This is a genomic window from Kitasatospora sp. NPDC051170 (assembly GCF_044455705.1).
GTDB lineage: Bacteria > Actinomycetota > Actinomycetes > Streptomycetales > Streptomycetaceae > Kitasatospora.
The window spans coordinates 341,889-365,751 of sequence record NZ_JBITFA010000001.1 but is presented as its reverse complement, the minus strand read 5'-3'; the positions used below and the strand labels follow the sequence as shown (position 1 = coordinate 365,751).

Below are 23,863 nucleotides of genomic sequence, written 5' to 3'. Positions count from 1 at the left end.
GCTACTCGTCGACGTCGCCGTCCGCTACGCCATCCGCTTCCCGCGCCGCGCGCAGGCCCGACCGGTGGCGCTCCTGGTAGAAGTCCTGCAGCCAGCGCCGCTTCACCTCGCCCCCGTACCGGCGCCAGCCCGCCAGATCCAGCAGCAGCGACGCCCACTCCACCTGCGCCCCGGCCGCACGCAACTGCCGTACAGATCCCGGCAGGTGCCGGTGCAGGCCGTCCACGCTCTGGCGCGACAGCAGGTTGAGCCGCGTCTCCGCCGAACTCTCCCGCATCCCCCCGGCCGCCACCGCCTGCGCGAACGACCGACCCAGGCTCTGCCGCGGCGGCCGCTGCGGTTCCCGCGGCCTGCTTTCCACCCGTTCTCCGGCTACGTCATGCGACGCGCCTCGGGCGGCTCGGCCCGCTTCGGCCTCCACGATCTCGTCCTCCGCGCCCGCGGGCGCCGTGTACTGGCTGCGCCGCTGCGCGGCGATCATCGCCGCCACCGTGTAGTACGCCCGCTGGGTGTCCTCCTTCGCGTCATCGGGCAGCCACCGCGCCACGAACCGGTGCATCGACGGCACACGGTCCAGGCCCTTGCCCGCCCCGCGTCGCAGCGCCGACCGCACGCCCGGATCCGCCGCGCACCGTTGCTCCACCCATGCGGTGAACGCTTCCGGGCCTGTCGGCCGACGGCGCCCCCGCTGAGCGGGAACGCCGCCGTCCGCCGGCGCCACAAGCCGGTCCTGTTCGGCCACCGTCACGGTTTCGCTCACTTGGCCGCCTCCTTGCTCGCACTCCGTCGGGCGGGGCCACCCGCCGCCGAGGTGGGGGCGCTTCCGCGCCGCCCGCCGTACAACTCGATCCGCGCCGCCTCGCAGGCCCGCGCGCCCCGCACCGACGCCACGGCCCGCATGGTCACCGCCTCGAACGCCTCCTCAGCGAGCCGACGGAACACCGCGCTCGCCCGGTCGAAGTCCCGCCGTCCGAACCGGGCCCAGAACTCGGCCTCCGCAGCGGGCCAGTACCGCGCACCCGCCTCCACCGCCCATGCGCTCTCGCCGAGCTTCGGCGCGGCGGTGAACTGCTGCCACGCCCGCTTCACCGCCAGATCCAGCCGCCGCCCGTACAACTCTCCCGCCGATCGCAACTCGCTCACCGCCCGGGCCGACTCCGGGGCCAGACGCTCCGAGACCCCCAGCACCGGCGGCGTCGACGCGTCGACGAACTGCACGTCCTTCGCCTGGCCGTCCTGCTCGAACCCCAGCGCTCGCACCCGCAGCCACTCCGACACATCCGGCGCCGTCCGGAACACCTCCGGGCGCTGCGGCCGGCTCTGGCCCGGCACCTCGTTCAGCAGCAGCGCGTCCACGTCCCGCCACAGCGCCCTGCCCGAGTCCGCCGGCCGCGGGTAGGAGTTTCCCTCCTTCGAGAACTGCCAGATCAGATACGGATCACCCTCCCGCGGGACCTTCTCCCGCCACGCCCAGGTGATGAACGCATCCCGCACGCGCCGTTCGTCCCTGTCCGGTACCAGCAGCAGCGCGTGCTGCGAACGCCCCGTCAACGACGAGCACGGGCCCTGCACTCTGGGCGGCACCCCCAGCGGATCGTTCAACTCCGCCCGCTCCCACGGGCACAGGTCCTCCTCCCGCCGCACCTGGCCCCCCGGCTCCACCAGGTTCGCCAGCAGCGTCTCGAACAGGCTCGCCCCCTGCGGGTGGTAGGACAGGGAACTGCGCAGCGGGCCGGCCTTCGCGTCCGCGGCCTTCACCGAGCCGACGGTCCGGCTCGAGCACCGGCCCGACGGCCCGAAGTAGTGCCACACCAGCAAGTGCAGCACCGCCTCGGCCGTTTCCGGCAGTACAGGGGCCCCGACGGACACGTGCTCGAACCAGGCGTGGTTGTTGCCCGACGGCCTGGTCGTCACCAGCTTGTCCACCCCGGCGGTGTTCGACGCGTCGCACTGCTGCGCCAGCCGCGGGTCCTGCAGGAACGGCCGCACCGGGTCGAACACGTCGAACCGGTGCCAGTACCGGTCGAGGTAGGCGGCGACGGCCTCCGCGTCGAACCGCCTTTCGTCCTGGGCGCGTTCGCGCCGCGTCCCCCACAGCCCGGGGCCGCGCTCGTCCAGGCCCGTCACCCGGGCCGTGATCGCCGCGAGCACCCGGTGCAGCCCGGCGAGAGCCGGCGGCAGGCCGACGGAGATCTCCTCGATCTCGTGCGCGTCCACCAGCAGCCGCCGCAGACCCACGGCCGAGGGACGCTCCCCGCCCTCCGGGAGCGGCGGCAGGTCCGGGAGCCACCGCACCGGGATCCACGGCTCGTCGACCAGATTGAACACCGGCGGTGCATCGGACACCGTCACAGCCCCACCTCTCCTCTTCTCAGCGCTCGCCGCCGGTATCCGGCGCACCACCGCTTCCGGCCCGCCTGCGGCGTCGCCCGGGGACGGCACGGCCGCAGCGGCCTGCGGAAGCGAGGCATCCACCGTCCAGCCGCGCGTCACCCCGACCTCGGACAGCTGGAGTTCCTGACCGCCGACCCGGCCGATCCACCGGCCCTCGCGGTCCTCACGCAGCACCACCAGCCGCAAGCCCTTGAGCATCGCCGTCTTCGTCCAGGGCTTCGCGAGCGGATCGCCCTCCGACTCCCCGCGCACCCAGCCGGCCGGCAGTGGCACCGACCGCCGAAGCACCTCGACCGCGTCATCACGCCGCACACCCTTGCGCCGTGACCAGCCCGGTACCCGAACCTCGCCCCCACGATCCAGACTCAGTCCGCCCTGCGCGCCCGCGAACACGAACACCACCCGCGCCGTCTCCGCGCCCAACCGCGTCGCCAACAACTCCTCCGACACCCCCTCAGGAGCGCTCGTCAGCACCGACCAGTCACCGTCCACGTCCCCAGGCGCCGGAATCCGCACCAGATCGGCGAGCTGCGCCTCCGCCAGTTCCCCCGCCTCGCGCCGCACATCCCACCGCTCGAACTCCCGCCGCGCCGACTCCTCCAGCCGCCGCCCGAAGTCCTCCTCGTACACCGCGTCCACCAGCCCTTGCACATCCCCCGGTACCGCAACGGCACGCCCGCCCAGCCCCGCCAGCAGCGTGCTCGTCCGCACCAGCAACGACCCGTCGTACACCGACCCCCACGACCCAGGCACCCGCACCCCACCGTGATCCCCCACCGGCTCCAACACCACCAGCCGGGACCTCGCACCCGCCCACCCGGGCCGGTCATCGCGTCGGTGCCGCCACCCGCGCCCCGCCCGCTGCAACAACTGCGCCAACGGCGCCAGATCCGACACCACCAAGTCGAAGTCCAGATCCAGCGACTGCTCCACCACCTGCGTCGCCACCAGCACCGACCCCGCCCTCACCCCACCACCGCTCCTCTTGCCGAACGCCTCCTCGCACTCCGCCGAGATTCGCTCCCGCTCGAAGGCCGGAAACCGCGAATGCAGCAGCCGCAAACCCCCCTCGCGCCCCGCCAACCCGGGAAACTCCTCCCGAAGGAACAGGAACGTGTGCTGCGCCTCCTCGACGGTCGTGCAGCACACCAGCACGCACCCGCCACCGTCCACCACCGGCGCCAGCAGCTCCACCAGCGCCGCCCGGCGCGACCCCGCCACCGGCGCGCCGACCTCCTGCACGTCCCACCGCACCGGCCGCCGCTCCACCGCCAACTCCCGCTCCCGATCGCTCCCCACCGGTCGCGGTTCGCTCACCCGGCCCGTCGTCGCGTCCACGAACAGCCAGCCCGGATAGCACGGCTCGATCGGCTGCCGATCCTGCGCACCCGTACCGCGCCGGTACGCCTCCACCAGCGACGATGCCGCCCGGCCCGTCAACGTCGCCGACAGCAGCACCACCGGCGCGCCCAACGCCCCCATCCACTCCAGCAACCCCACCAGCAGGCTGTGCATCCACGGTCCGTACGCGTGCGCCTCGTCGATGACCAGCACCTTGTTCGCCAAACCGAACAGGCGCAGGAACCCGTAGCGCACCGGCAGAACCCCGGTGAGCGCCTGGTCGACCGTCCCCACCGCGAGCGGCGCCAACAACCCGCGCCGGCCCGCCCACAGCCACTGCGTGGCCTCCGTCGCGGTGCACTCCTGCGAGGAGATCCCCTTGCGCTCCCGGACCTCCTCCTCGCTCTCCCTGGGCTCCTGCACCGGTTTGAACAGCGGGCTGAGCCGAGCCATCCCGTGCACCGGCATCAATCCGAGGGCGCCTTCGAGGTTGTCGTCGGCGAACTTCCGGACCCGCTCGAACATCGCGTCCGCGGTCGCCATCGTCGGCAACGCGAAGTACAGGCCCCCGGCCCCCGAGGCCCTTGCCAGCTCGGAGGCCGCGAACAATGCCGCCTCACTCTTCCCGTCGCCGGTCGGCGCCGTCACCAGGACCAGACCCGGCCCCTTCACCAACGCCGGCAGTTCCTCAGCCAGGCTGCGCTGCAGGGGATTCGCCTCGTCGAAGTCGAACATCTCCTCGATCGCTCGAGCGGGGAACCTCGCCCGGCCCAGGCCCGCCTCCGCCACCCAGCCCTTCGCACCGGAAACCGCCTCGTCGAAATGCGCCCTCAGCACTTCTTCGGTCGCCACCCATCCCTCGGCCGGGATCCGACCCTCGATCACCTCGACTTGGCTCACCAACCAGTCCGCGACCACCACGAGCCCAAGCACCACCACCGCAGCCCATCCCGACAGCCCGGACACCGGCACCGCACCACCGCCGACGATCCCGCGCACCGCCTCCGCGTGCGCCACCCGCTGCTTCGCCCACCCCTCGGCGGTCCCCAATCCGGGCAGGTACGCGGATGGGTGGTTCAGCTCCTTGCGCTGCACGACCCGTCCGAAACACCCGTGATGACCGCCGAGTAGCTGCGGGATCTGGTGAGCCGGCCACGACCTCACCCGACGGCCCTCAGCGGGATACCCCCACCGGTTCAGGAGGTCGACCAGGCCCCAGTGCGTCGCCGCCTCGTGCCGCACGTACTCCGGGCTCGATGCCTCCGCGTAGCGGGAGTTGGACGCCAGCTTCGCGAACTCTGCCTCGACCAGCGCCTGGAACGACGGATTGATCTTTCCGACGTCGTGCAGCCCCGCCCACACCATCACCGAACTCCGCGCCTCAGCCTCGCCGACGCCGAACCCCTGCACCAGGCGGGCGCGCAGGCCGCCGCCGAGGACCTCGTCCCACAACTCACCGGCGACCGCCGCAGTGTCCAGCAGGTGGCAGATCAGCGGATACGTGCTGTCGAGACCGTGCTCTTTCCCCCACAGAACGGTGTTGATGCCGCAGAACGAGGTGGCGTCGGAAGCATTGCCCATGCGGAAGGAGCTATCAGTTCCCGTTGGCGGACTGTGATGCGCTTGCTGAAAGTGATCATAGATTGTCGAAGCCGATCAAATTTGCCCGCAATGGCGCAGCTCTGCCCGGTGCGTTGAGAGCCATTCGGCAGAAGCGGACACTCGGTCATGGGCATGCCGGGGGCGCAGGGGTGTTTCAAAGTCCCGGTGATCATGTAGACCAGCTGGTCAGGCAAGGCTCAGGAGGTCCAGTGGCCTGGTGAAGGGGTCGTAGGAGACGTGGCGGAGGCCGGCGGCGATGTTGCGGTATCCGTGCTGCCGGAGCGTGTTGATCGTCAGGTTGCGCAGGGTGGCCATGTTCCCGGGGCCGTGGCCGGTGCGGATCTTCGAGGCGTCCTCACCGAAGGTGGTGTCGCGGACGAAGTGGAGCCGGTTCTCGATGGTCCACTGTGACCTGGCGAGCCGGCCCAGCCGCTGGGGTGAGGCTTCTTGCGAGGTCAGGTCAGTGATCGTATAGACGGTCTGGCGGCTCACCGTTCCGGTTTTGAGGTCGGTGCGGTGTCGCAGGAGGCGCACGGCCTGGACAGCGTGGGGGAAGTCCAGGCCGAGGCCGGTGACGGTGAGGGCTCTGGTCGCCCGGGTCTCCCGGCGGCTGTGGCCGATCTCGCGGTCGTGGCGGCGCGCGGTGACGTCCTTCCACGGCAGTGACCGCAGCCGACGGTGGAGTTCGGGCTGGTTGGCCTTGACCACCAGCAGGTAGTGGGCCTTCTTGCCCTCCACGAGGAATCGCGCGTGGTCGCGCGTGGTCGCGCGTGGTCGCGCGTGGTCGCGCTGGGTGTGCAGGGCGTCAGCGGTGACCACGACGCCCGTCAGGTCGTAGGGCTCCAGCAGGGCCGCGGAGCAGGTGATCTCGTTGGTCTTGCCGAGGACCCGCAGCTGGGTGACGGTTCGGCCGTCGCCGGTCGTCGCGGCCAGCAGGTGGGCGGCGAGCGTCTGGCCGTGCCGGGAGCAACGGGCAGCCTTGCCATCCACGGCCACCGTGTCCGCGCCGCCGGGATCGGCACCGGTCAGATCGGCCATGCCTCCGGGGCAGACCAGGTTGACGACCCGTCGGATCGTGGCGGCACTCGGCGCGACGCGCACCCCCAACGCGCCCGCCGCACGGGCGCCCAGCCGGGCCAGGGCCTGCTATGGGGCGTTCGCCGACCAGGCGACTTGGCAAGGTCACCTCGTTCAACTGGAGCTTCGATGCATACGTGACGGGCCGACCCGGCTCCTCCAGAGCGCGCTGGCCTGCGGACTCATGTGATCACCGGGACTTTGAAAACGCCCCTGGTAGAGCACCTGGGCGCCCGATGGCAGGGTAGTCACTCCACCGGCCCCGATCCTGGAACCACTCAACTGCATTGCTGCACGAAGCAGTTCGGGGATAGAGAGAGGCTACGTCGGCCTTCACGGCGACCCAGGAAACGAAAGTCGCGCACCACGCTTGGTAGTTGGACCACTCGAGCCCGGGGACTTCCTGGCTGTACTTCTGGTTGTTGCTGTAACTGCCGTCTGAATCACGGCCCTCGCGGTAGCCGACCTGCGACTTGGCGATGCTGATAACGGTGAAAGCCTCAGTCAATAAATTCACTCCTTGGACATGCGAAGGGGCCGACCATGGCGGCCGGCCCCTCGGAAGTTGGGGTGGTTAGAGGCGGAGGGGGCGGAGCTGTGGTAGGTCCGCGAGTGGAAGGCCCGCCCGGGAATGGAAGAGGCTCCGGCTGATAATCAGCCGGAGCCTCTTTGACCCTATTCGCAAGGCCTGGCCCCTGGCGATGGGGCGCTCGACCGGGTCAGCCAGTGGTGAATGCGACCGCGTACAGCATGCTGTTGGATGTGGGCTGCTGGGCCTGCTGCCAAGTTCCAATCTTAATCGTATACCACCTTCCGGTGAGAACGTCATGCCAGCTCGTCGTGAGGTGATAGATGCCGGAGTTGACGCCGCCATACCAGTCGTTGACCAAGAGGTATGAGCCGGAGGCATCCGGGCCCGGCACTCCGTCCCATTGGAAGCATCCCTTGTTTGCCCCGATATAGATAGACATGTCACTGTTGGCGCAGCTGGGGTCTCGCCAAACCTGAGCAGATGCCGTAGATGCAGTGGTAAGACCAAGGCCGATGAAGCCTGCCGCTAATGCCGCTACAATACTCTTTCGTCCCATACGCATGAAGTTCGCCCTTTTCTCTGACTCTTGAGAACATGACGGAGAACTATCTATCCCCGTTGGCATGCAGCCTAGAGGTACTCTGGGCCTTACGAGGGAGACTAAAACCAGCCTTTTGCGCTGTCTTGAAACGGGGGGTGCACCACCTCAAGGAAACGTGATCGGCTGCTATACCGCTCGGCGGAGCTGTGCGGGGGCGAGCGCGGTCAGGAGCTCGACTAGGCGGGTGTTCTCGGCCTCGATGCGGCCGAGACGTTCCTTGGCCTCGTCCATGTCGGACTGGAGCCGGTCCAGGGGCGTTTTCAAAGTCTCGGTGATCACATGAGTCCGCAGGCCAGCGCGCTCTGGAGGAGCCGGGTCGGCCCGTCACGTATGCATCGAAGCTCCAGTTGAACGAGGTGACCTTGCCAAGTCGCCTTGAACTGCTGGAGCTTTGATGTGCCGTCAGTCTGCCACCGTCTGTCTCGTCAAGTCGCCCGCTCTGGGGGATGTGGCGGGGCTTTCGCTGGCGGAGAGGCTGCGCGCGCTGCCCGATCCGCGCCGTCGGCGCGGTGTGCGTCACCCGTTCGTGGCGGTGCTGCTGGTTGCCGCCTCGGCGGTGGTCGCCGGCGCGCGCTCGTACGCGGCGATCGGCCAGTGGTCGGCGAACGCCCCATAGCAGGCCCTGGCCCGGCTGGGCGCCCGTGCGGCGGGCGCGTTGGGGGTGCGCGTCGCGCCGAGTGCCGCCACGATCCGACGGGTCGTCAACCTGGTCTGCCCCGGAGGCATGGCCGATCTGACCGGTGCCGATCCCGGCGGCGCGGACACAGTGGCCGTGGATGGCAAGGCTGCCCGTGGCTCCCGGCACGGCCAGACGCTCGCCGCCCACCTGCTGGCCGCGACGACCGGCGACGGCCGAACCGTCACCCAGCTGCGGGTCCTCGGCAAGACCAACGAGATCACCTGCTCCGCGGCCCTGCTGGAGCCCTACGACCTGACGGGCGTCGTGGTCACCGCTGACGCCCTGCACACCCAGCGCGACCACGCGCGCTTCCTCGTGGAGGGCAAGAAGGCCCACTACCTGCTGGTGGAACCGGAACGGTGAGCCGCCAGACCGTCTATACGATCACTGACCTGACCTCGCAAGAAGCCTCACCCCAGCGGCTGGGCCGGCTCGCCAGGTCACAGTGGACCATCGAGAACCGGCTCCACTTCGTCCGCGACACCACCTTCGGTGAGGACGCCTCGAAGATCCGCACCGGTCACGGCCCCGAGAACATGGCCACCCTGCGCAACCTGGCGACCAACACGCTCCGGCAGCACGGATACCGCAACATCGCCGCCGGCCTCCGCCACGTCTCCTACGACCCCTTCACCAGGCCACTGGACCTCCTGAGCCTTGCCTGACCAGCTGGTCTACATGATCACCGGGACTTTGAAACACCCCTGGCCGGGGGCGTGAGAGCTCTGCTTGTGTAATGAAATGATATTCGCATTTTGTTTCGGCCGATTTGAGCTTGCCTGCAGACGTAGGCGGTGGTCGCGGAATCAGCCGTCCGGGGTGCCGTCAACGTGAGGCATCGGAGAGAAGGGTGACCCTTTGAAGGGGTCGAAGGGTTGCCCATGGCGGCGAAAGTGGCAAGAAGGCGAGTGGGCCTTCCCGTGCCCGGCTGTCCCAAGGTATCCGAATGCAGGATGTCCGAGGATGAATTCGAACGGACGTCCCACTATCGATCGCCTGTCCCTAATTCATATTTTCCTGCCGGGGTCGGAGGTGCTCGAGGGTGTACCGTCCGCTCGAGGTGAAGTATCCACCTGCCTCCCTTTCGGGATCTCTTCTAAAAGTCCACCGCTCCGTGCAATTGAAAGAAAACGGAGCGACCGAGAGGAAGGAGGGTGCCTTGGATCGCATCAAAAAGCGACTTGAGAACCTCTGGGAGGTACTCCAGAGAGTCGCCACCGGCATGTTGCCGGTGGCGCAATCCCTGTACTACCTGGGTAGGCTCGTCGAGAAAGTAATCTCTTATCTCTGATGACCGCCTTCGAGGGCTGCTCGCGCCTGGAAATGGGGCGGCCCTCGAACCTTCTTCGGTCGATTCGGCCCAAGTCAAATTTCCGAGGGCCGATCTCCCGCCCCATTACCGTACGCCTCAGCCGGTCGGCCCGGCCCTTCCTCCCTTTGCGGTTCTCGTTGCCGCTTTATGGCCCAGAGAGCGAGCGCACGCTCACTCAACCAAGAACCTTGGCGATGCTTGGAGGTGTATCGTCCTGAGCCTGTCTCCGTGAGTGCGGAGGTGTGCCCGTTCTCGGTGGGGTGAGAGGGCGCGAACGCTCGAAACTCTCCGCGCGAGCGGAGGTCTAGATGTTTAAGATGGGGCGACATGGGCTCCTGATGATGACCCGCACTGCCACGGGTCAACCAAACAGTAGAATCGTCACCTTCAAGGGTTAAATCCCCTCCTGGCTGGCGAAGTTCACTCGAGTATCAACCAGTCAGTGCTGCTAGCAGACGCACCCTCTACGCATCGGCGGAGGTCAGCCGCATCGGCCGCTTGGCCCGCTCTCTCCCCAGGGCGTCCTCTCCGCGGAGACGTACTGCAGATCGGCGGCAGGAATCCGGTGTCGCCGAGGGGCGGATCGGGCCGCATACAGTTCGCGGGTAATGTCGCCGGGCAGATCTCGGGTGACCAGGCACCCACGGGTGCCATCCGTCGGCGCAGCAACTGCGGAAGACCCGTACCGGGATCGCTCTGTCCCCTGCACCTCCGGCACTGACGTCGTACCCGCATCCCACCATGAACTCGCACCGCTCTTGACACTACGACTCGACCAACAGCGGGACATGGCAAAGGAATTGCCAAGGCGTCACAACATCCCAGGTCGTGAAGCGTCCTCCTCGCGCCAGCGGGGGTCAGCCGGCGCCCGGGAGCATTTCCCTGCCGCAGGTCGCGTCCTCCCCGCGCGCGAGCGGGGGTCAGTCGTGGTGTGGGCCCTGACGGTACGTACCAGGTCTGTCCTCCCCGCGTTGGCGGGGGTTAGGGCCTTTCTTGCGGATCATCGAGCTGACCAGATGAAGATGCCTGCGATGTGAAGTCCGGCTTGGAAGACGGTGGCGGTCTTCTCGTAGCGGGTGGCCAGGCCACGCCAGCTCTTCAGGCGGTTGATACACCTTTCGACGGTGTTGCGCCGGTTGTACATCTCGCGGTCGAAGGTTGGCGGGCGCCCGCCTTGGCGGCCCTTGCGTCTGCGGTTGGCGATCTGGTCGGCGGGTTGTGGAATCACGGCCCTGATCCCCCGCCCTCGCAGGTGGTCGCGGATGGCTCGGGATGAGTAGGCCCGATCCGCGAGGACCATGACAGGCCGTGTACGTGGCCGGCCGACCGCCCTGGGGACGCGAAGGGCGGCCATGACGGGCTCGAAAGCGGGCGCATCGTTCGCCTGGCCCGGGGTGAGGTGGAAGCACAGCGGTCGGCAGCGGCTGTCCGCGGCAAGGTGGATCTTGGTGGTCAGACCTCCGCGGGAGCGCCCGATCGCGTGGTGGGCGGGCTCGGCCGAGGCCCTTCTACGGGCCCCGGCCGCGTGCTGGTGGGCGCGCACGATCGTGGAGTCGATGGCGACGACCCAGCCCAGGTCGCCTTCGGCGTCGGCCTGGGCGAGCAGGGCCATGAAGACTTGCTCCCATGTCCCGTCGATCGCCCAGTTCCGCAGCCTGGTGTAGACGCCCTTCCAGGAGCCGTACTGGGCCGGCAGGTGCACCCACTGCGCGCCGGTCCGGAACTTCCACGCGATCGCGTCGATCACCTGCCGGTGGTCCCGCCACCGCCCGCCCCGCTTCGGCGTCCGGTCCGGCAGCAACGGCTCGATCCGCGCCCACTGTGCGTCGCTCAACGGCACGGCCAGGCCAACGACCCGATGGCCGGAAAGAGGCGGCCAGGGCCCTACCTCCTCTCCCGCCGCCAAGGTGGGGCTTTCGGTCCGCACTGCGGGAGGGCCATTGGTTCGAACACCGTTTCTAGCCATTCCCGGCAAAGCGTGCCCGGGCCGTAATCACTCTGTGTAGGTTTCCGATTCGGAAGGCGTCATTCTGCTTGCCACCGGGGGTAGTTGGTGGCGGGTGCCGTGCCGTTCCGCCCTCACCTCTCCTCCGCAGACGGGATTCGTCATGTCCACCGCCACCCCAGGAACACCCGGCAGCGCCCCGGCGCCCGCGACCGCTCCGGCGCCCGCGCCCGCGACCGCGACCGCTCCGGCGCCCGCGCCCGCGACCGCGCCCGCGCCGACCACCACGCCTGCGGCCACTCCGGCGGGCACGGGTGCGTCGCCCGGGTACGAGGTGGACAAGGCGTCGCTGGACGGCGCGACGCCCAAGGACCTGCTGCCGACCACCGGCAACTACCCCACGGAGATCGTCCGTTACCGGTCGGTGGTGCTGACCGACATTCCCAACGCGAAGCCGGGCCGCAAGCTGACCGGCGCGATCGACCTGGGCGAGGAGAACCTGCCGTTCTACGACAAGCCCGCCGAGGGCATGGTCGTCACCACCGAGCAGAGCTGGTCGGCCCAGGGCGTCACGCTCGGCCGCCTGCTGCACAGCCTCGCCCTCGCGCCCGGGGAGAGCACGAAGGTCGCGGTCGTCGACTGGCAGAACACCACGAAGGCCACCGGCACGGAGAAGACCACCGAGGCCGACACCCTCTCCTCCACCACCGACCAGAACCGCTCGATCAGCGAGGTCGCCAACGCCATCGCCCGCGAGGAGCAGTACGGCGACTCCTCGGCGACGCAGCGCAGCAAGTCCTCCAGCGGCGGCGGCAGCATCGGCCTCGCGGGGTTCTTCGGCGGGATCGGCGCGAACTGGAGCGCGTCGGAGAACAGCGCCTTCTCGACGGCGGTCTCCCGCTCGACCGGCGTGAAGACGGTGGCGGACGAGGCCTCCCAGCGCATCAGCGCGCGCACCCAGCAGTTGGCGACGGCGGCGCGCAGTCGCAACATGACGGTGGTGCGCGAGACGTCGCAGTCGGAGAAGGACCAGGTGATGACCCGGGTCGTCACCAACTACAACCACATGCACGCGATGTCGGTGCAGTACTACGAGGTCGTGCAGGTCTACAGCGTCACGACCAGGCCGACGAAGCTGGAACGCTGCCTGTTCATCCCGCTCCAGGAACTGACCTTTACCTACTCCAGCCTGCAGCGGTACAAGGAGGTCCTGGCGTCGGTGGCGCCGGGCGACTGGGCGGCGAAGATCCGGGCGGCGAACCCGTTCGAGACCGCCGTGCGCAAGCTCGATCTGCTCACGGCGCCGGAGGCGCCGATGCGGCAGGACTTCGACGGGGTGGACCTGGTGGACATTGCCGCCGGGCCCATGGGCGTGTACGGGGTGCGCAAGGCAGACGGCAGCCCGGTGCGGTTCGACCCGGTCAGCCGGCAGTGGAACCCGATGCCCACCGCCGGCCTGCCCAGCGGCGGACTGCAGCGCATCATGCCGGGCAAGGAGATCCTCTGGGGGCTGCGGGCCGACAAGAAGCTCGTGCACTTCACCGGGACGGTCTGGAAGGCCGCCGACGCGCAGGACTGGCAGGGGCTGGGCCTGGCCTGCGGCGTGGACGACACGCTCTACCTCGTCGGCGTGGACAACACGCTCTGGCAGCGTGCCAATACCGGTACCTGGACGAACCTGAACGTGCAGGCCGACGACGTCGCCGTCACCAGCAAGGGCAAGCTCTGGTACTGCCGGCAGGGCAAGGCCTTCACCCGCGCCGAGAGCGGCTGGCAGGAACTGTCCCCCTCCGGACTGAGCGTGCAGCGCCTGGCCCCCAGCATGGACGGCATGATCGTGGCGTACGCCTCCGACGGCAGGTCCTCAATGCTGCTGCCCGGCGCGACGTCATGGACGCCGTACGGCAGCCCCGTCCCCGCGGACGCCGTCGTACCGGCGAAGACCGCCCCGGTCACCAAGGGAGACGGGTGGGCGCTGCGCGGCGACGGCGTGCTCACCCGCATCCTCACCGCGGAGCGGGGCGCGCAGACGCCCTTCGACTTCCAGCCCAAGGCCGACTCCCCCTACGCCTCCCGCATCGACGTCTGGTACGACGAGATCGGCATCCGCAGCATCCAGGTCATCTTCCCCGGCCAGACCGTCCGCTGCGGCGACACCGGCGGCTCCGGCGTCCAGCAGCGCGCCTCCTACACCTTCGGCGGCGCCGACAAACTGATCTCCGTCGACGCCTGGTCCGGCACCGGCGCCCGCGGCAGCCTCGCCGGGCTGCGCCTGACGATGACCTCCGGGGTGGCGAACTTCGGTGTCGCGGAGACCACCACCGCCGCGCCCGACCTGTCGGAGGACGCGGGCGGTGCCTCGGCGATCTGCGGGATGTTCGGCTCGGTCATCAAGTCCGGCAGCCGCACCTACGTCGACTCGCTGGGCTTCCACGTGCGCGGCGGGAACGTGTCGCAGGCGGTGCTGGACCACCTGAACGACAACCGCCGCCACTACAGCCAGGCCGTGTGGGCCAACGCCGACGAGCTGACCCTCAGCCGCATCCTCGCCAACTACTCCTACGCGCCCGCCGGTTCGACCGCGCCGCCGGTCCTGCTCGGCACGGTGCTGGACCCCAAGCCGATCGCCGCGACCGGCAACTACCTCGGCTTCCGGTGGAACTTCACCAGTGAGCAGGAACGCGAGGCGTGGACCAACGCCCGCAAGGCCACCGCCACCGCCTACGGGAACCCGGTGACCAGCACGGTGGCGATCGCCACCAAGGGCGTCTTCGCCGAGGCCGTACTCGGCCGGGCCAACTCGGCGGAGAAGATCGACCTCACCCGGTTCTGGAACTGGAAGGACTCGCCGATCCAGATCACCCCGGCCGACATCTCCCCGGTCTCCACCGCCTCGCGCGCGCAGAACCTGGACACCAAGGTCGCCGCCCTGAGCGCCTCCGAGGCGAAGTTCACGCCGCTGGTGGCGATGCCCGACCCGGCCGGCCTCCAGACGGCGCAGGTCATCGCCACCGCCAACCTGTTCCGCGACATGAGCGGCATCAACACCGTCACCCAGGTCCTCACCAAGGGCATCGAGGCCGCCGCGAACAACGACAAGGCCGCCGGCGAACGCGGCCAGGAAGCCCTCAAGACCGCCACCGAACACCTGCAGAAGATGCAGCAGCTCGCCAACGAGGCCGCCGCCAAGGGGGCCGCGTCCGTGGCCACCGGCGGCGCCAGCAACCTCAGCGCCCTCGGCGGCATGATGAACCAGGGCAAGGACGGCGCGGACAAGAAGTAGCCCCGCCGCACCACCCGAGCAACCGCACCCGCGGCCCGCACCGACCCGTTCGGCGCGGACCGCGGGTGCGGGCCGCACTGCGACAACGGCCGCCCCACCACCGGACGATCAGAGTTCAAGCAGGCCGGCACACCGTCCGAAGGGTGGCGGCCCCGTATATTCGGGGTCGCCACCCTCCGCCGTGTCGGAGCCGGTCGCTACAGGGACGTGCCAGCTTAGGTGGCGGCGATGCGAACCGTCCGCTCTGGCGAGGTACGCAGACACGGACACGGCAAAGAACGCCAGACCTGATCAGAGCAACGGCCCTCGCCCAACTCTGGCGGGCGTCCAAGGTGCAGCCCGCGCAGATAACACGGTGATCCAGAAGAAACGCCCTAGCTGAAGCCCGGTCGGAGGTCGCACGGCGTCGGGCGTGGCGGGTCGTCCGTGTTCGGACGACCGGGTGGTGTGCCTCGCGGCCCCACCGGGTTCGGGCGGGGGTTGACTCATCCTGGGGCGGGCGGGTCATGCGGTGGGGGCCAGGGCGTCGAGCCAGCCGATCAGGAGCTGGTTGACGTCGTCGGGGCGTTCCTGCTGGAGCCAGTGGCCGCAGCCGTCCAGGATGTGGGAGGAGACCAGGCCGGGGAGGGTCGTCGGGTAGGCGTCGATCGCGTCGGCCATCCAGGTCGTGGAGGCGTCCAGGCTGCCGCCGATGAACAGGGATGGTTGTGTGATGGGGGCGCCGTTGTACGGGGTGAGGTCCTTCCAGTCGCGGTCCATGCTGCGGTAGCGGTTGAGTGCCCCGGTCATGCCGGTGCGCTCGAATTCTCCGGCGTACACGTCGAGGTCGGCCTCGGTCAGCCAGGAGGGCAGCCGGCCGTCGGGGAAGCGGTCGCGCAGCTGCCCGCCGGTGCGGTTGACGAAGTGCGGGTCGGGCTCGGACTGTGTGGGCATGGTGTCGGCGGACAGGGCCGCGTAGAAGCCGGCGAGCCAGCCCCGGACGTCGGGCTCGATCTCCGCCTCGGCACGGCCGGGTTCCTGGAAGTACGAGACGTAGAACTCCTGGTCGCCGCCCATGTGTGCGAAGACGTCGGTGGGGCGGGGCCCGCCGGGCGGGGCGTAGGGGACACTCAGCAGTCCGACGGCGCGGAAGACCTCGGGGTGGAGCAGCGCGGAGGTCGCCGCGATGTTCGCACCCCAGTCGTGCCCGATGATCACCGCCGTCTCCTCGCCCAGGGCGTGTACGAGTGCGAGGTTGTCCTCCACCAGGGCGAGCATCCGGTACTCGTCCATCGCGGTCGGCTTGGAGGAGTGGCCGTAGCCGCGCACGTCGAGGGCGACGGCGCGGTATCCCGCCGCGGCGAGTGCCGGGAGCTGGTGGCGCCAGGAGTACCAGGACTCGGGGAAGCCGTGGACGAGCACGACCAGCGGCCCGGTGCCCTGCTCGACCAGGTGCAGCCGCCCGGCGGGTGCCTCGATGGTGCGGTGGCGCAGGTGAGTTGACGGTGTGGGCGGGTGCATGGCTGCTCCTCGGGATCGCTGGGGTCGCGTCTACGCACCGATCATGCGGTGCGACGTGCGGGAGGTGCGACCTGCCTTGCCGTTCTGGCAAACCTGCAGGGCAGGGCGGTGGGCGCGGCGCCAATGGAAGGAGCGGCGACGATGGCGGATGACGGCGTGGGCGACCCTGCCGCTACCGGACACGGGTGACGTCCGTGAATCGTAAGGCCGTGGTTCACGGAGCGCGCCGTGGTCGGCTCCTACAGTGGCCGGGACGTTCTTCCTCTGAGAGGCGGTAGAGATGACGGTGCATCAGGAAGAGTCGTGGGCCGAGGTGGGTGTGATCGGCGGTTCGGGGCTGTACGCGCTGCTGGACGAGGTGCGCGAGGTGCGGGTCGAGACGCCGTACGGGCCGCCGAGCGACGCGCTGTTCGTGGGTGAGGTGGCGGGGCGGCGGGTGGCGTTCGTGCCCCGGCACGGGCGCGGGCACAAGCTGCCGCCGCACCGGATCAACTACCGGGCGAACCTGTGGGCGCTGCGCTCGTTGGGGGTGCGGCAGGTGCTCGCGCCGTGTGCGGTGGGCGGGCTGCGGCCGGAGTACGGGCCGGGCACGCTGCTGGTGCCGGATCAGTTCGTGGACCGGACCTCGGGGCGGGTGCAGACCTTCTTCGACGGGCTGCCGCTGCCGGACGGTTCGGTACCCGAGGTGGTGCACGTGTCGATGGCCGACCCGTACTGCCCCGTCGGGCGGCGGGCCGCGCTGGAGGCGGCGCGCGGGGAAGCCTGGGAGCCGGTGGACGGCGGGACGCTGGTGGTGATCGAGGGCCCGCGCTTCTCCACCCGGGCCGAGTCCCGCTGGTTCACCGCCAACGGGTGGTCGGTGGTCGGCATGACGGGGCACCCCGAGGCGGTGCTGGCGCGCGAACTCGGGCTCTGCTACACCTCGGTGGCCGTCGTGACCGACCACGACGCCGGTGTGGAGGCCGGCGAGGGCGTCACCCAGGCCGAGGTGCTCGAGGTCTTCGCGGGGAGCGTCGACCGGCTGCGCACGGTGCTGTTCAAGGCGATCGGGATGCTGCCCGTCGACCGCGCGTGCGTCTGCTCGCGCGCCCTGGACGGCCTCACGACCGGCCTTCCCGGCGACTGCCTTCCCGGCGACTGACCCGTGCTCACCCGTCCTTCCCTGACCTGCGCCCTCGCGGTCGCCGCCCTCGCCGTGGCCCTCGCCCTGACCGTGACCGGCGGCGGGACGCTCGCCGACCGGTCGCCGCTCTACGGCTGGTACGCACTCGACGCCGTGCTCTTCGTCCTCGCGCTGCTCCTGCTGCGGAAGGTGAGCCGTCGTCACGTGGTGCCGCTGGTGCTGACCGGGAGCGTCCTGGTCGCCGCGGCCGGGTTGCTGGCGCCTCCGCGTACCAGCGACGACTCCTACCGGTACGTGTGGGACGGGCGGGTCCAGGCGGCGGGCATCTCCCCGTACGCGTTCACCCCGGATGACCCGGCGTTGGTCCGGCTGCGTGACGGCGGCCTGTTCCCGGTGGGGGACGGCTGTGCGGCCTGGGACGAGCGGCGGACGGCGGCGGGGGACTGCACCCGCATCAACCGGCCGGCCGTGCACACCGTCTACCCGCCGGTCGCGGAGGCGTGGTTCCTCGCCGTGCATCCCTTCGGCGGTGGGGTGCGCGGTGCGCAGGCCGCCGGTGCGCTGCTGGCGGTCGCCACCACCGGCGTGCTGCTGGCCGTCGGGCGGGGCAGCAGGCGGGCGGCGCTGTGGGGGTGGTGTCCGGGCGTGACGGTGTGGGCGGTCAACGACGCGCACGTGGACACCCTCGGCGCGCTGCTCATGGTGGCCGGGTTGGGCTGTGCGGCCCGCCGCCGGGCCGGTGCCGGGGGCGCCCTGCTCGGGGCGGCGGCCGCGACGAAGCTGCTGCCGGCGCTCGCCCTGCCCGGTGCGCTGTCCGGGCTGCTGGCCCGGCGGCCGACGAGGGGCGACCTGCTGGTGCCGGCGGCGGCCCTCGGGACGTTCGCGCTGGCCTACCTGCCGTACGTCGCCGTCTCCGGTGCGGGCGTCCTGGGCTACCTGCCCGGGTACCTGCGGGAGGAGGGGTACGAGCAGGGGCACCTCGACCGGTTCGGGTTGCTGCGGGTGGTGGTGCCGGACCGGTGGGCCGCGTGGGCGGCCGCCCTGGCGCTGGGCGCGGTGGTGCTGTGGGTGCTGCGGCGCGGTGATCCCCTCCGTCCGTGGCGGGGCGCGCTCCTGGTGACGGGGACCGCCCTGTTGGTCATCGCGCCCAGCTACCCCTGGTACGGACTGCTGGTGGTGGTCCTGGTGGCGCTCGACGGACGGTGGGAGTGGCTGGCGGTCCCGGCCGCCGGACAGGCGCTCTACCTGGTGGGCGGGCCGCAGGCGCAGCGCACCGCGTACGCGCTCGCCCTGGCCTGCGTCCTGGCGGTGCCGGCGCTGCGCAGGCTCGTGAGCGCCGCCCCGGTCCGCCCTGCGCGCGGCGCGGCGCCGGAGATGACGAAACCCTGACGGATCCCCGCCGTCACTGGCCGAGCCCCGGGCCGACCTGGTCGAATCGGGGCCGTGGACAGAAAAGCGGAACACCCCGACGGCACGCCCGTGGGCCGGCGGGTCGTGCTGGGGATGCTCGGGCTCGGTGCCCTGGGCGTCGCGGCCGGCCCGTCCCTGCAGCGGGTCGAGTCGGCGCTGGCGGAGAAGGACCCGAGCGGGATCAGCGGCCTGCTGCCGGGCAACAACGGTTTCCGGTACTACTCGGTGGTGACCTCCGTCCCCGAGCGCGGGGAGGGTGACTACACCCTCGCCGTGGACGGGATGGTGGAGCGCCCGGCCAGCCACCGGCTGGCCGACCTGCGGGCGATGCCGCAGCGGCGGCTGGTCAGGGACGTCCAGTGCGTCACCGGCTGGCGGGTGCCCCACACGCCGTTCGAGGGGGTGCCGCTGGCGCACCTGCTGGACGCCGCCGGGGTCAAGCCGGGAGCCAAGGCGGTGCGCTTCAGCTGCTTCGACGGGGAGTACACCGAGAGCCTGACCATGGAGCAGGCCCGGCGGGACGACGTGCTGATCGCCCTGCGCATGCGCGACGAGCCGATCGGCCACAACCACGGCGGGCCGGTGCGGCTGTACGTCGCGCCGATGTACTTCTACAAGTCCGCGAAGTGGCTGTCGGGCGTCACCGTCACCGACGCGGTCCAGCCCGGGTACTGGGAGCAGGGCGGCTACGACGTCGACGCCTGGGTCGGCCGGTCGAACGGGAGGTCCGATGCGCCGACGAGCTGACCTGGTCCGCCGCTTCACCCGAGCCGAGCGCTGGGTGCACAGGACGACGGCCGCGCTGATGGGTGTGTGCCTGGCCACGGCGGCCTGCCTGTATGTGGCGCCGCTCGCCGAACTGGTCGGCAACCGGCCGCTGGTGGTCACCGCGCACGTGTGGTGCGGCCTGGCGCTGCCGGTGCCGCTGCTGACCGGCCTCGCCTTCCGGGCGGTGCGGGCGGACCTGAGCCGGCTGAGCCGCTTCGCCCCGGCGGACTGGCGGTGGCTGCGGGCGGTGCGCACCCGGGCCGCGGACCGGCCTGCGGGCAAGTTCAACGCCGGTCAGAAGCTGTACGCGCAGTGGACGCTCGGGTCGATGCTGGTGATCGTCGGCACCGGGCTGCTGATGTGGCTCACCCACCTCGCCCCGCCGTCCTGGCGTACCGGCGCGACCTTCGTCCACGACTGGCTGGCCGCCGCGATCGGCATCGTCGTCGCCGGGCACGTCCGGATGGCCTGGCGGGATCCGGAAGCGCGACTCGGGATGCGCACCGGCCTGGTGGAACGACGCTGGGCCGAGCGCGAACACCCGCAGTGGCAGGCCACGGACGCCGAACGCTAGTGCCGCGTCAGGCAACCTTCGCCCCGTCGCGCCCCCCGGCACGCACTCTCGCCGCACCGGCCGAAAGCCCAAGTACGTCCAGTACGAGGACTTCCGGCCGGCAGGGCGAGAGCACGCACCGGACGCCGCTCCTTGAAGGGCAAAGGTTGCCTGACGCGGCACTAGTAGGGCTTGGTCAGGTCGGTTCTGGTCTGGGTATGTCGCGGTGGCAGGTGGGGCAGGCTCCGGCCCAGGTCGCGAGGAGGGTCTGCAGCTCGCGGACGACCTGGTAGAGGCTCAGGCCGGCCCCGTGTCTCTTGGGGTGGTGGCCAGCCTGCGCAGAGTGCAGAAGGCGTGGGCGAGGGAGACGAGTGTGACGTGGTGGTGCCAGCCGGTGAAGGTGCGGCCCTCGAAATGGGCCAGGCCGAGAGCCTGTTTCATCTCCCGGTAGTCGTGCTCGACGCGCCAGCGGAGCTTGGCCAGTCGGACCAGGGTGGTCAGCGGGGTGTCGGCGGGCAGGTCGGAGAGCCAGAACTGGACCGGCTCGCTCGCCTTGGCGGGCCATTCAGCCAGCAGCCAGCACTCGGCCAGCTCCACGCCCTTGGCCGCGTCGCGGATCTCGCGTCCGGCAGGGCGGATCCGCAGGGCCACGAAGCGCGAGTACATCCGCTTGAAGCCGCTCCTGGACCTGCCGGGGCGGGATCCTTCCCGCCAGGACACCGGCTTGGCGGCTTTGCGCCCGACCGCGCAGACCAGCTCCTTCACGCTGCGGGGCTTGTCCGGGTACTTCGCGACCGGCGGCCGGCCGGTGCCGCTGTAGGCAGGCGTGACGGGCCGGGCCTCGGCCGGATGCGCGGTCGGCGTGGTGGAGACTCCCACCACGTAGTGCAGGCCGCGTTCCTGGAGGCCGAGGCGGAACGCGGCGGCGTCGCCGTATCCGGCATCGGCGATGGCGAGCGGGACATGAACGCCCCACGACCGGGTCTCGTCGATCATGTCGAGGGCCAGCTGCCACTTCTCCACATGTCCCAGACCCTCGGGGATGCCGCATCGGGCACGCCGGGCGATCTTGTCCGGATCGGCCTTGGCCGAGGCCGGGTCCCAGGTCGCGGGGAGGAACAGGCGCCAGTCGACCGGCGCGGAGGCGTGGTCGTCGGCCATGTGGAGGGAGACGCCCACCTGGCAGTTGGTGACCTTGCCCGCGGTCCCGGTGTACTGCCGCGACACACACGCGGAGGCGTCCCCGTCCTTGAGGAACCCCGTGTCGTCGATGATCAGCGCGGTCGGCTTGATGGAATCCTGCATCTTCCATGCCAGGCGGGCCCGCACGTGAGCCGGGTCCCACGGGCTCGTCGTCACGAAGTGCGCCAACGCCTGGCGGTTGCCGTCCTCCCCGAGCCGCGCGGCCATCGGCTCCACAGACTTGCGTTTGCCGTCCAGAAGCAGCCCGCGCACATACGCCTGCCCCCAACGCCGTTGGTCAGCCCTCGTGAACGCCTCGAACAACTCTGCCGCGAACGCCTCCAGGTCCTCCCGGACCTCGGCCATCTCCCCAGGTGTCACACCTCAACAACGAGCCACCCAACACGAAGACACGCCACCACCGAGTCGACCTGACCAAGCCCTACTAGGCGGCACCGGAGCCCCTGGACCGCGGCCCGTCATCGGCCGCGTCCAGGGGCTCCCACCCTGTGCGCGGCGCCGTTCACCCCTTGCGCAGCGCGAGGAAGCGGCGGCCGTGCGAGGTCCAGCGCTCCGCCTCGGCGAGGCCCGCGGTGCGGGCCCGCCGCAGGGTGGCGGCCGTGCCGAGACGGGCCCAGGGGAACGGTGGGCCCAGGCGGCCGTCCGGGCCTTCGACCCGGACGACGGCGCGTTCGTCCACCTCCTCCGGCTCCACCTCCACCAGCAACAGCCCGTTCGGTGCGATGAGTTCGGCGCCCCGGAGGAGGAGGGCGTCGGGGTCGCCGCCGATGCCGAGGTTGCCGTCGGCGAGTAGCGCGGCGCCCCAGCGGCCCTCGGCGGGCAGGCGGTCGAACACCGATCGGCACAGCGCCGGACCGCCGAGGTGCCGGGTCCGCGCCACGGCGGCGCCGGTGATGTCGACACCGAGCGCGGGGACGCCGAGGGCCAGCAGAGCGGCGACCAGGCGGCCGGGCCCGCAGCCGAGGTCCACCACCGGCGCGTTGAGCCGCAGGCAGCGCCGCAGCAGGCTGTGGTCGCCGGCGGCGGCGGGCGCGCACCAGCGTTCGACGTCGAGGGGGATGCGCGCCCCGTCCTCCCGGCGCAGCCAGAGCGGGCCGTGGCCGGCGCGGACGGCCTCGGCGAACGGATCGTCCACCCACGCGGTGGCCGGGGCGGTCATCCGGCCGCCTCCAGTGCGGTGTCGATCGAGCGCAGGCGCGCGGCGAACCTGGTCTGCGGCGCCTGGGCGGCGACCCGGCGCGCGTCGAGGATGGTGTCCACGTCGGTGGCGAGGTCGAGGTGGTGGACCGTCAGGTCGGCGGCGGTGAGGCGGTCGAGCAGGGCCCGCCCGGTACCGGGCGTGGACATCGGTACGCCCAGCAGGAGCCGCCGGGCGAGCCGTTCGGTGGGATTCGCCAGCCCGAGGGCCCAGAACCCGCCGTCCGCCGCGGGCCCGTACCAGGCGTCCACGCCCGGGCGGCGGGCGGCCGACAGCGGCTCGGCCAGCGCGGCCGCGTCGACCTGCGGGGTGTCCATGCCGACCAGCAGGGCGGGTGCCCGCGGGGCCACCCGGGCGGCGTGCGCGAAGGCGGCGGCCAGGCGGTCGTCGAGCCCGCCCGCGCACTGCGGCACCACCTCCCAGCCGGGCGGCAGCCACCGTCCCGGTTCGCCGTCCAGCACCAGCAGCCGCCGCCCGGCGGGCACCCGGCTCAGGGCGGTGAGGGTGTCCTCGAGCGCGGCCGCCGCCAGCGTCGCCGCCTGCTCGGGGGTGCAGGGAGGGGTGAGGCGGGTCTTCACCCGCCCGGGCACCGGGGACTTCGCGATGACCAGCAGGGTGGGCGGCGGTGCGGCCAGGACGGCCCGCATGTCCCGTACGGCCTGCCGGGTGCCGCGCAGCGTCCCGGTCACCTTGGAACGCCCGGTGCGGGGCAGGTAGTCGACGGAGGTCTCGGCGATCCGCATCCCGGCCGCCGAGGCGGCGAGCACCATCTCCAGCGGATAGCCGGAGCGGCGGTCTCCCAGCCCGAGCGCGAGCAGCCGTTCCCGGCGCGCGGCGCGCATCGGCCCCAGGTCGTGCAGCGGCGCGCCGGTACGGGCGCGCAGGCGGCGGGCCAGCAGGGCGTTGGCGAGCCGGGCGTGCACGGGCCACGCGCCGGCTCCCGCGGGGCGGCGCCGGCCGAGCACGAGGTCCGCCTCGCCCGCCGCGACCGGTTCGGCGACCCGCGGCAGTTGGGCCGGGTCGAGCGAGCCGTCGCAGTCCATGAAGCAGACCAACTCGGCGGTGGCGGCGAGGAGTCCGGCGTGGCAGGCGGCACCGAAGCCGCGACGGCTCTCCTCGACGACGGTTGCGCCCAGGGAGCGGGCCAGTTCCGCGGAGCCGTCCCGCGAACGGTTGTCCACGACGATCGCCCGCCAGCCGGCGGGGACCCGTCCGAGCACCCAGGGGAGGGCCTCGGCCTCATCGAGGCAGGGCAGAACGACATCAGCGACGAAGGGTGGGATCACGTCGGTCACGCTAACCGCGGCCGCGCCGGTGGAAGCCGAACCGCGCCCTTACGGAA

At 71.0% G+C, this 23,863-nt stretch carries 18 protein-coding genes and 1 pseudogene; 9 read left to right on the top strand and 10 right to left on the bottom strand.

Annotated features, from left to right (window positions below; all coding sequences use genetic code 11):
* Position 1: 1 nt before the first annotated feature.
* The 4 genes from casB to ACIBCA_RS01660 form a co-directional block, all read right to left on the bottom strand.
* Positions 2 to 760, bottom strand: a complete 759-nt coding sequence (gene casB / locus ACIBCA_RS01675) for a type I-E CRISPR-associated protein Cse2/CasB (protein WP_396280759.1) — start codon at positions 758 to 760, stop codon at positions 2 to 4.
* The gene (gene casA / locus ACIBCA_RS01670) at positions 757 to 5,316 is read right to left on the bottom strand and encodes a type I-E CRISPR-associated protein Cse1/CasA (RefSeq protein WP_396280758.1); all 4,560 of its coding nucleotides are present in this window, start codon (positions 5,314 to 5,316) and stop codon (positions 757 to 759) included. Before casA ends, casB begins: the two co-directional genes overlap by 4 nt.
* A gap of 207 nt (positions 5,317 to 5,523) precedes the next feature.
* Positions 5,524 to 6,375 carry an ISAs1 family transposase gene (locus ACIBCA_RS01665; protein WP_396280757.1) on the bottom strand — a complete coding sequence of 284 codons (852 nt, stop codon included), beginning with the start codon at positions 6,373 to 6,375 and terminating at the stop codon, positions 5,524 to 5,526.
* 1,298 nt (positions 6,376 to 7,673) lie between these two features.
* Positions 7,674 to 7,811 (bottom strand): hypothetical protein, encoded by a 138-nt coding sequence (locus ACIBCA_RS01660; protein WP_396280756.1) that lies wholly within the window; start codon positions 7,809 to 7,811, stop codon positions 7,674 to 7,676.
* Positions 7,812 to 7,941: 130 nt separating this feature from the next.
* Between ACIBCA_RS01660 and ACIBCA_RS01655 the strand changes: the two genes are divergently transcribed.
* The 4 genes from ACIBCA_RS01655 to ACIBCA_RS01640 all read left to right on the top strand — a co-directional run bounded on the left by ACIBCA_RS01655 (position 7,942) and on the right by ACIBCA_RS01640 (position 9,517).
* Positions 7,942 to 8,163 (top strand): transposase family protein, encoded by a 222-nt coding sequence (locus ACIBCA_RS01655; RefSeq protein WP_396280755.1) that lies wholly within the window; start codon positions 7,942 to 7,944, stop codon positions 8,161 to 8,163.
* A gap of 108 nt (positions 8,164 to 8,271) precedes the next feature.
* Complete coding sequence (locus ACIBCA_RS01650) at positions 8,272 to 8,589, top strand: hypothetical protein (protein ID WP_396280754.1); 318 nt, start codon at positions 8,272 to 8,274, stop codon at positions 8,587 to 8,589.
* On the top strand, positions 8,586 to 8,891 hold the full coding sequence (locus ACIBCA_RS01645; protein ID WP_396280753.1) for a transposase: 306 nt from the start codon (positions 8,586 to 8,588) through the stop codon (positions 8,889 to 8,891). Before ACIBCA_RS01650 ends, ACIBCA_RS01645 begins: the two co-directional genes overlap by 4 nt.
* Positions 8,892 to 9,268: 377 nt before the next feature.
* Complete coding sequence (locus ACIBCA_RS01640; protein ID WP_396280752.1) at positions 9,269 to 9,517, top strand: hypothetical protein; 249 nt, start codon at positions 9,269 to 9,271, stop codon at positions 9,515 to 9,517.
* A gap of 1,021 nt (positions 9,518 to 10,538) precedes the next feature.
* Here the strand turns inward: ACIBCA_RS01640 and ACIBCA_RS01635 are convergent.
* Positions 10,539 to 11,384: an IS5 family transposase gene (locus tag ACIBCA_RS01635; RefSeq protein ID WP_396281222.1), complete on the bottom strand. Its 846-nt coding sequence runs from the start codon at positions 11,382 to 11,384 to the stop codon at positions 10,539 to 10,541.
* 262 nt (positions 11,385 to 11,646) lie between these two features.
* Here ACIBCA_RS01635 and ACIBCA_RS01630 point away from each other — a divergent pair, with 262 nt between their 5' ends.
* On the top strand, positions 11,647 to 14,766 hold the full coding sequence (locus ACIBCA_RS01630; RefSeq protein ID WP_396280751.1) for a hypothetical protein: 3,120 nt from the start codon (positions 11,647 to 11,649) through the stop codon (positions 14,764 to 14,766).
* Positions 14,767 to 15,270: 504 nt separating this feature from the next.
* Here ACIBCA_RS01630 and ACIBCA_RS01625 read toward each other — a convergent pair.
* Positions 15,271 to 16,266, bottom strand: a complete 996-nt coding sequence (locus ACIBCA_RS01625; RefSeq protein ID WP_396280750.1) for an alpha/beta fold hydrolase — start codon at positions 16,264 to 16,266, stop codon at positions 15,271 to 15,273.
* A gap of 280 nt (positions 16,267 to 16,546) precedes the next feature.
* Between ACIBCA_RS01625 and ACIBCA_RS01620 the strand changes: the two genes are divergently transcribed.
* From ACIBCA_RS01620 to ACIBCA_RS01605, 4 genes are all read left to right on the top strand, one after another.
* Positions 16,547 to 17,407: an S-methyl-5'-thioadenosine phosphorylase gene (locus ACIBCA_RS01620; RefSeq protein WP_396280749.1), complete on the top strand. Its 861-nt coding sequence runs from the start codon at positions 16,547 to 16,549 to the stop codon at positions 17,405 to 17,407.
* A 3-nt stretch (positions 17,408 to 17,410) separates the two neighbouring features.
* Entirely contained in the window at positions 17,411 to 18,778 is a 1,368-nt protein-coding gene (locus ACIBCA_RS01615) for a glycosyltransferase 87 family protein (protein ID WP_396280748.1), read from the top strand.
* Positions 18,779 to 18,892: 114 nt separating this feature from the next.
* Positions 18,893 to 19,546: a molybdopterin-dependent oxidoreductase gene (locus ACIBCA_RS01610; RefSeq protein ID WP_396281221.1), complete on the top strand. Its 654-nt coding sequence runs from the start codon at positions 18,893 to 18,895 to the stop codon at positions 19,544 to 19,546.
* Complete coding sequence (locus tag ACIBCA_RS01605) at positions 19,530 to 20,141, top strand: cytochrome b/b6 domain-containing protein (RefSeq protein WP_396280747.1); 612 nt, start codon at positions 19,530 to 19,532, stop codon at positions 20,139 to 20,141. Before ACIBCA_RS01610 ends, ACIBCA_RS01605 begins: the two co-directional genes overlap by 17 nt.
* Before the next feature lie 276 nt (positions 20,142 to 20,417).
* Here the strand turns inward: ACIBCA_RS01605 and ACIBCA_RS01600 are convergent, their stop codons facing one another.
* From ACIBCA_RS01600 to ACIBCA_RS01585, 4 genes and pseudogenes are all read right to left on the bottom strand, one after another.
* A complete protein-coding gene (locus tag ACIBCA_RS01600) occupies positions 20,418 to 21,668 on the bottom strand; it encodes an IS701 family transposase (RefSeq protein WP_396280746.1) in 1,251 nt (416 codons plus the stop codon).
* Between the two features lie 157 nt (positions 21,669 to 21,825).
* Positions 21,826 to 22,482: an SAM-dependent methyltransferase gene (locus ACIBCA_RS01595; RefSeq protein ID WP_396280745.1), complete on the bottom strand. Its 657-nt coding sequence runs from the start codon at positions 22,480 to 22,482 to the stop codon at positions 21,826 to 21,828.
* Positions 22,479 to 22,934, bottom strand: a complete 456-nt coding sequence (locus tag ACIBCA_RS01590) for a DUF2064 domain-containing protein (protein WP_396281220.1) — start codon at positions 22,932 to 22,934, stop codon at positions 22,479 to 22,481. Before ACIBCA_RS01590 ends, ACIBCA_RS01595 begins: the two co-directional genes overlap by 4 nt.
* A 171-nt stretch (positions 22,935 to 23,105) precedes the next feature.
* Positions 23,106 to 23,816 (bottom strand): annotated as a pseudogene (locus ACIBCA_RS01585) (glycosyltransferase family 2 protein); the annotation flags it as partial.
* Positions 23,817 to 23,863 lie beyond the last annotated feature (47 nt).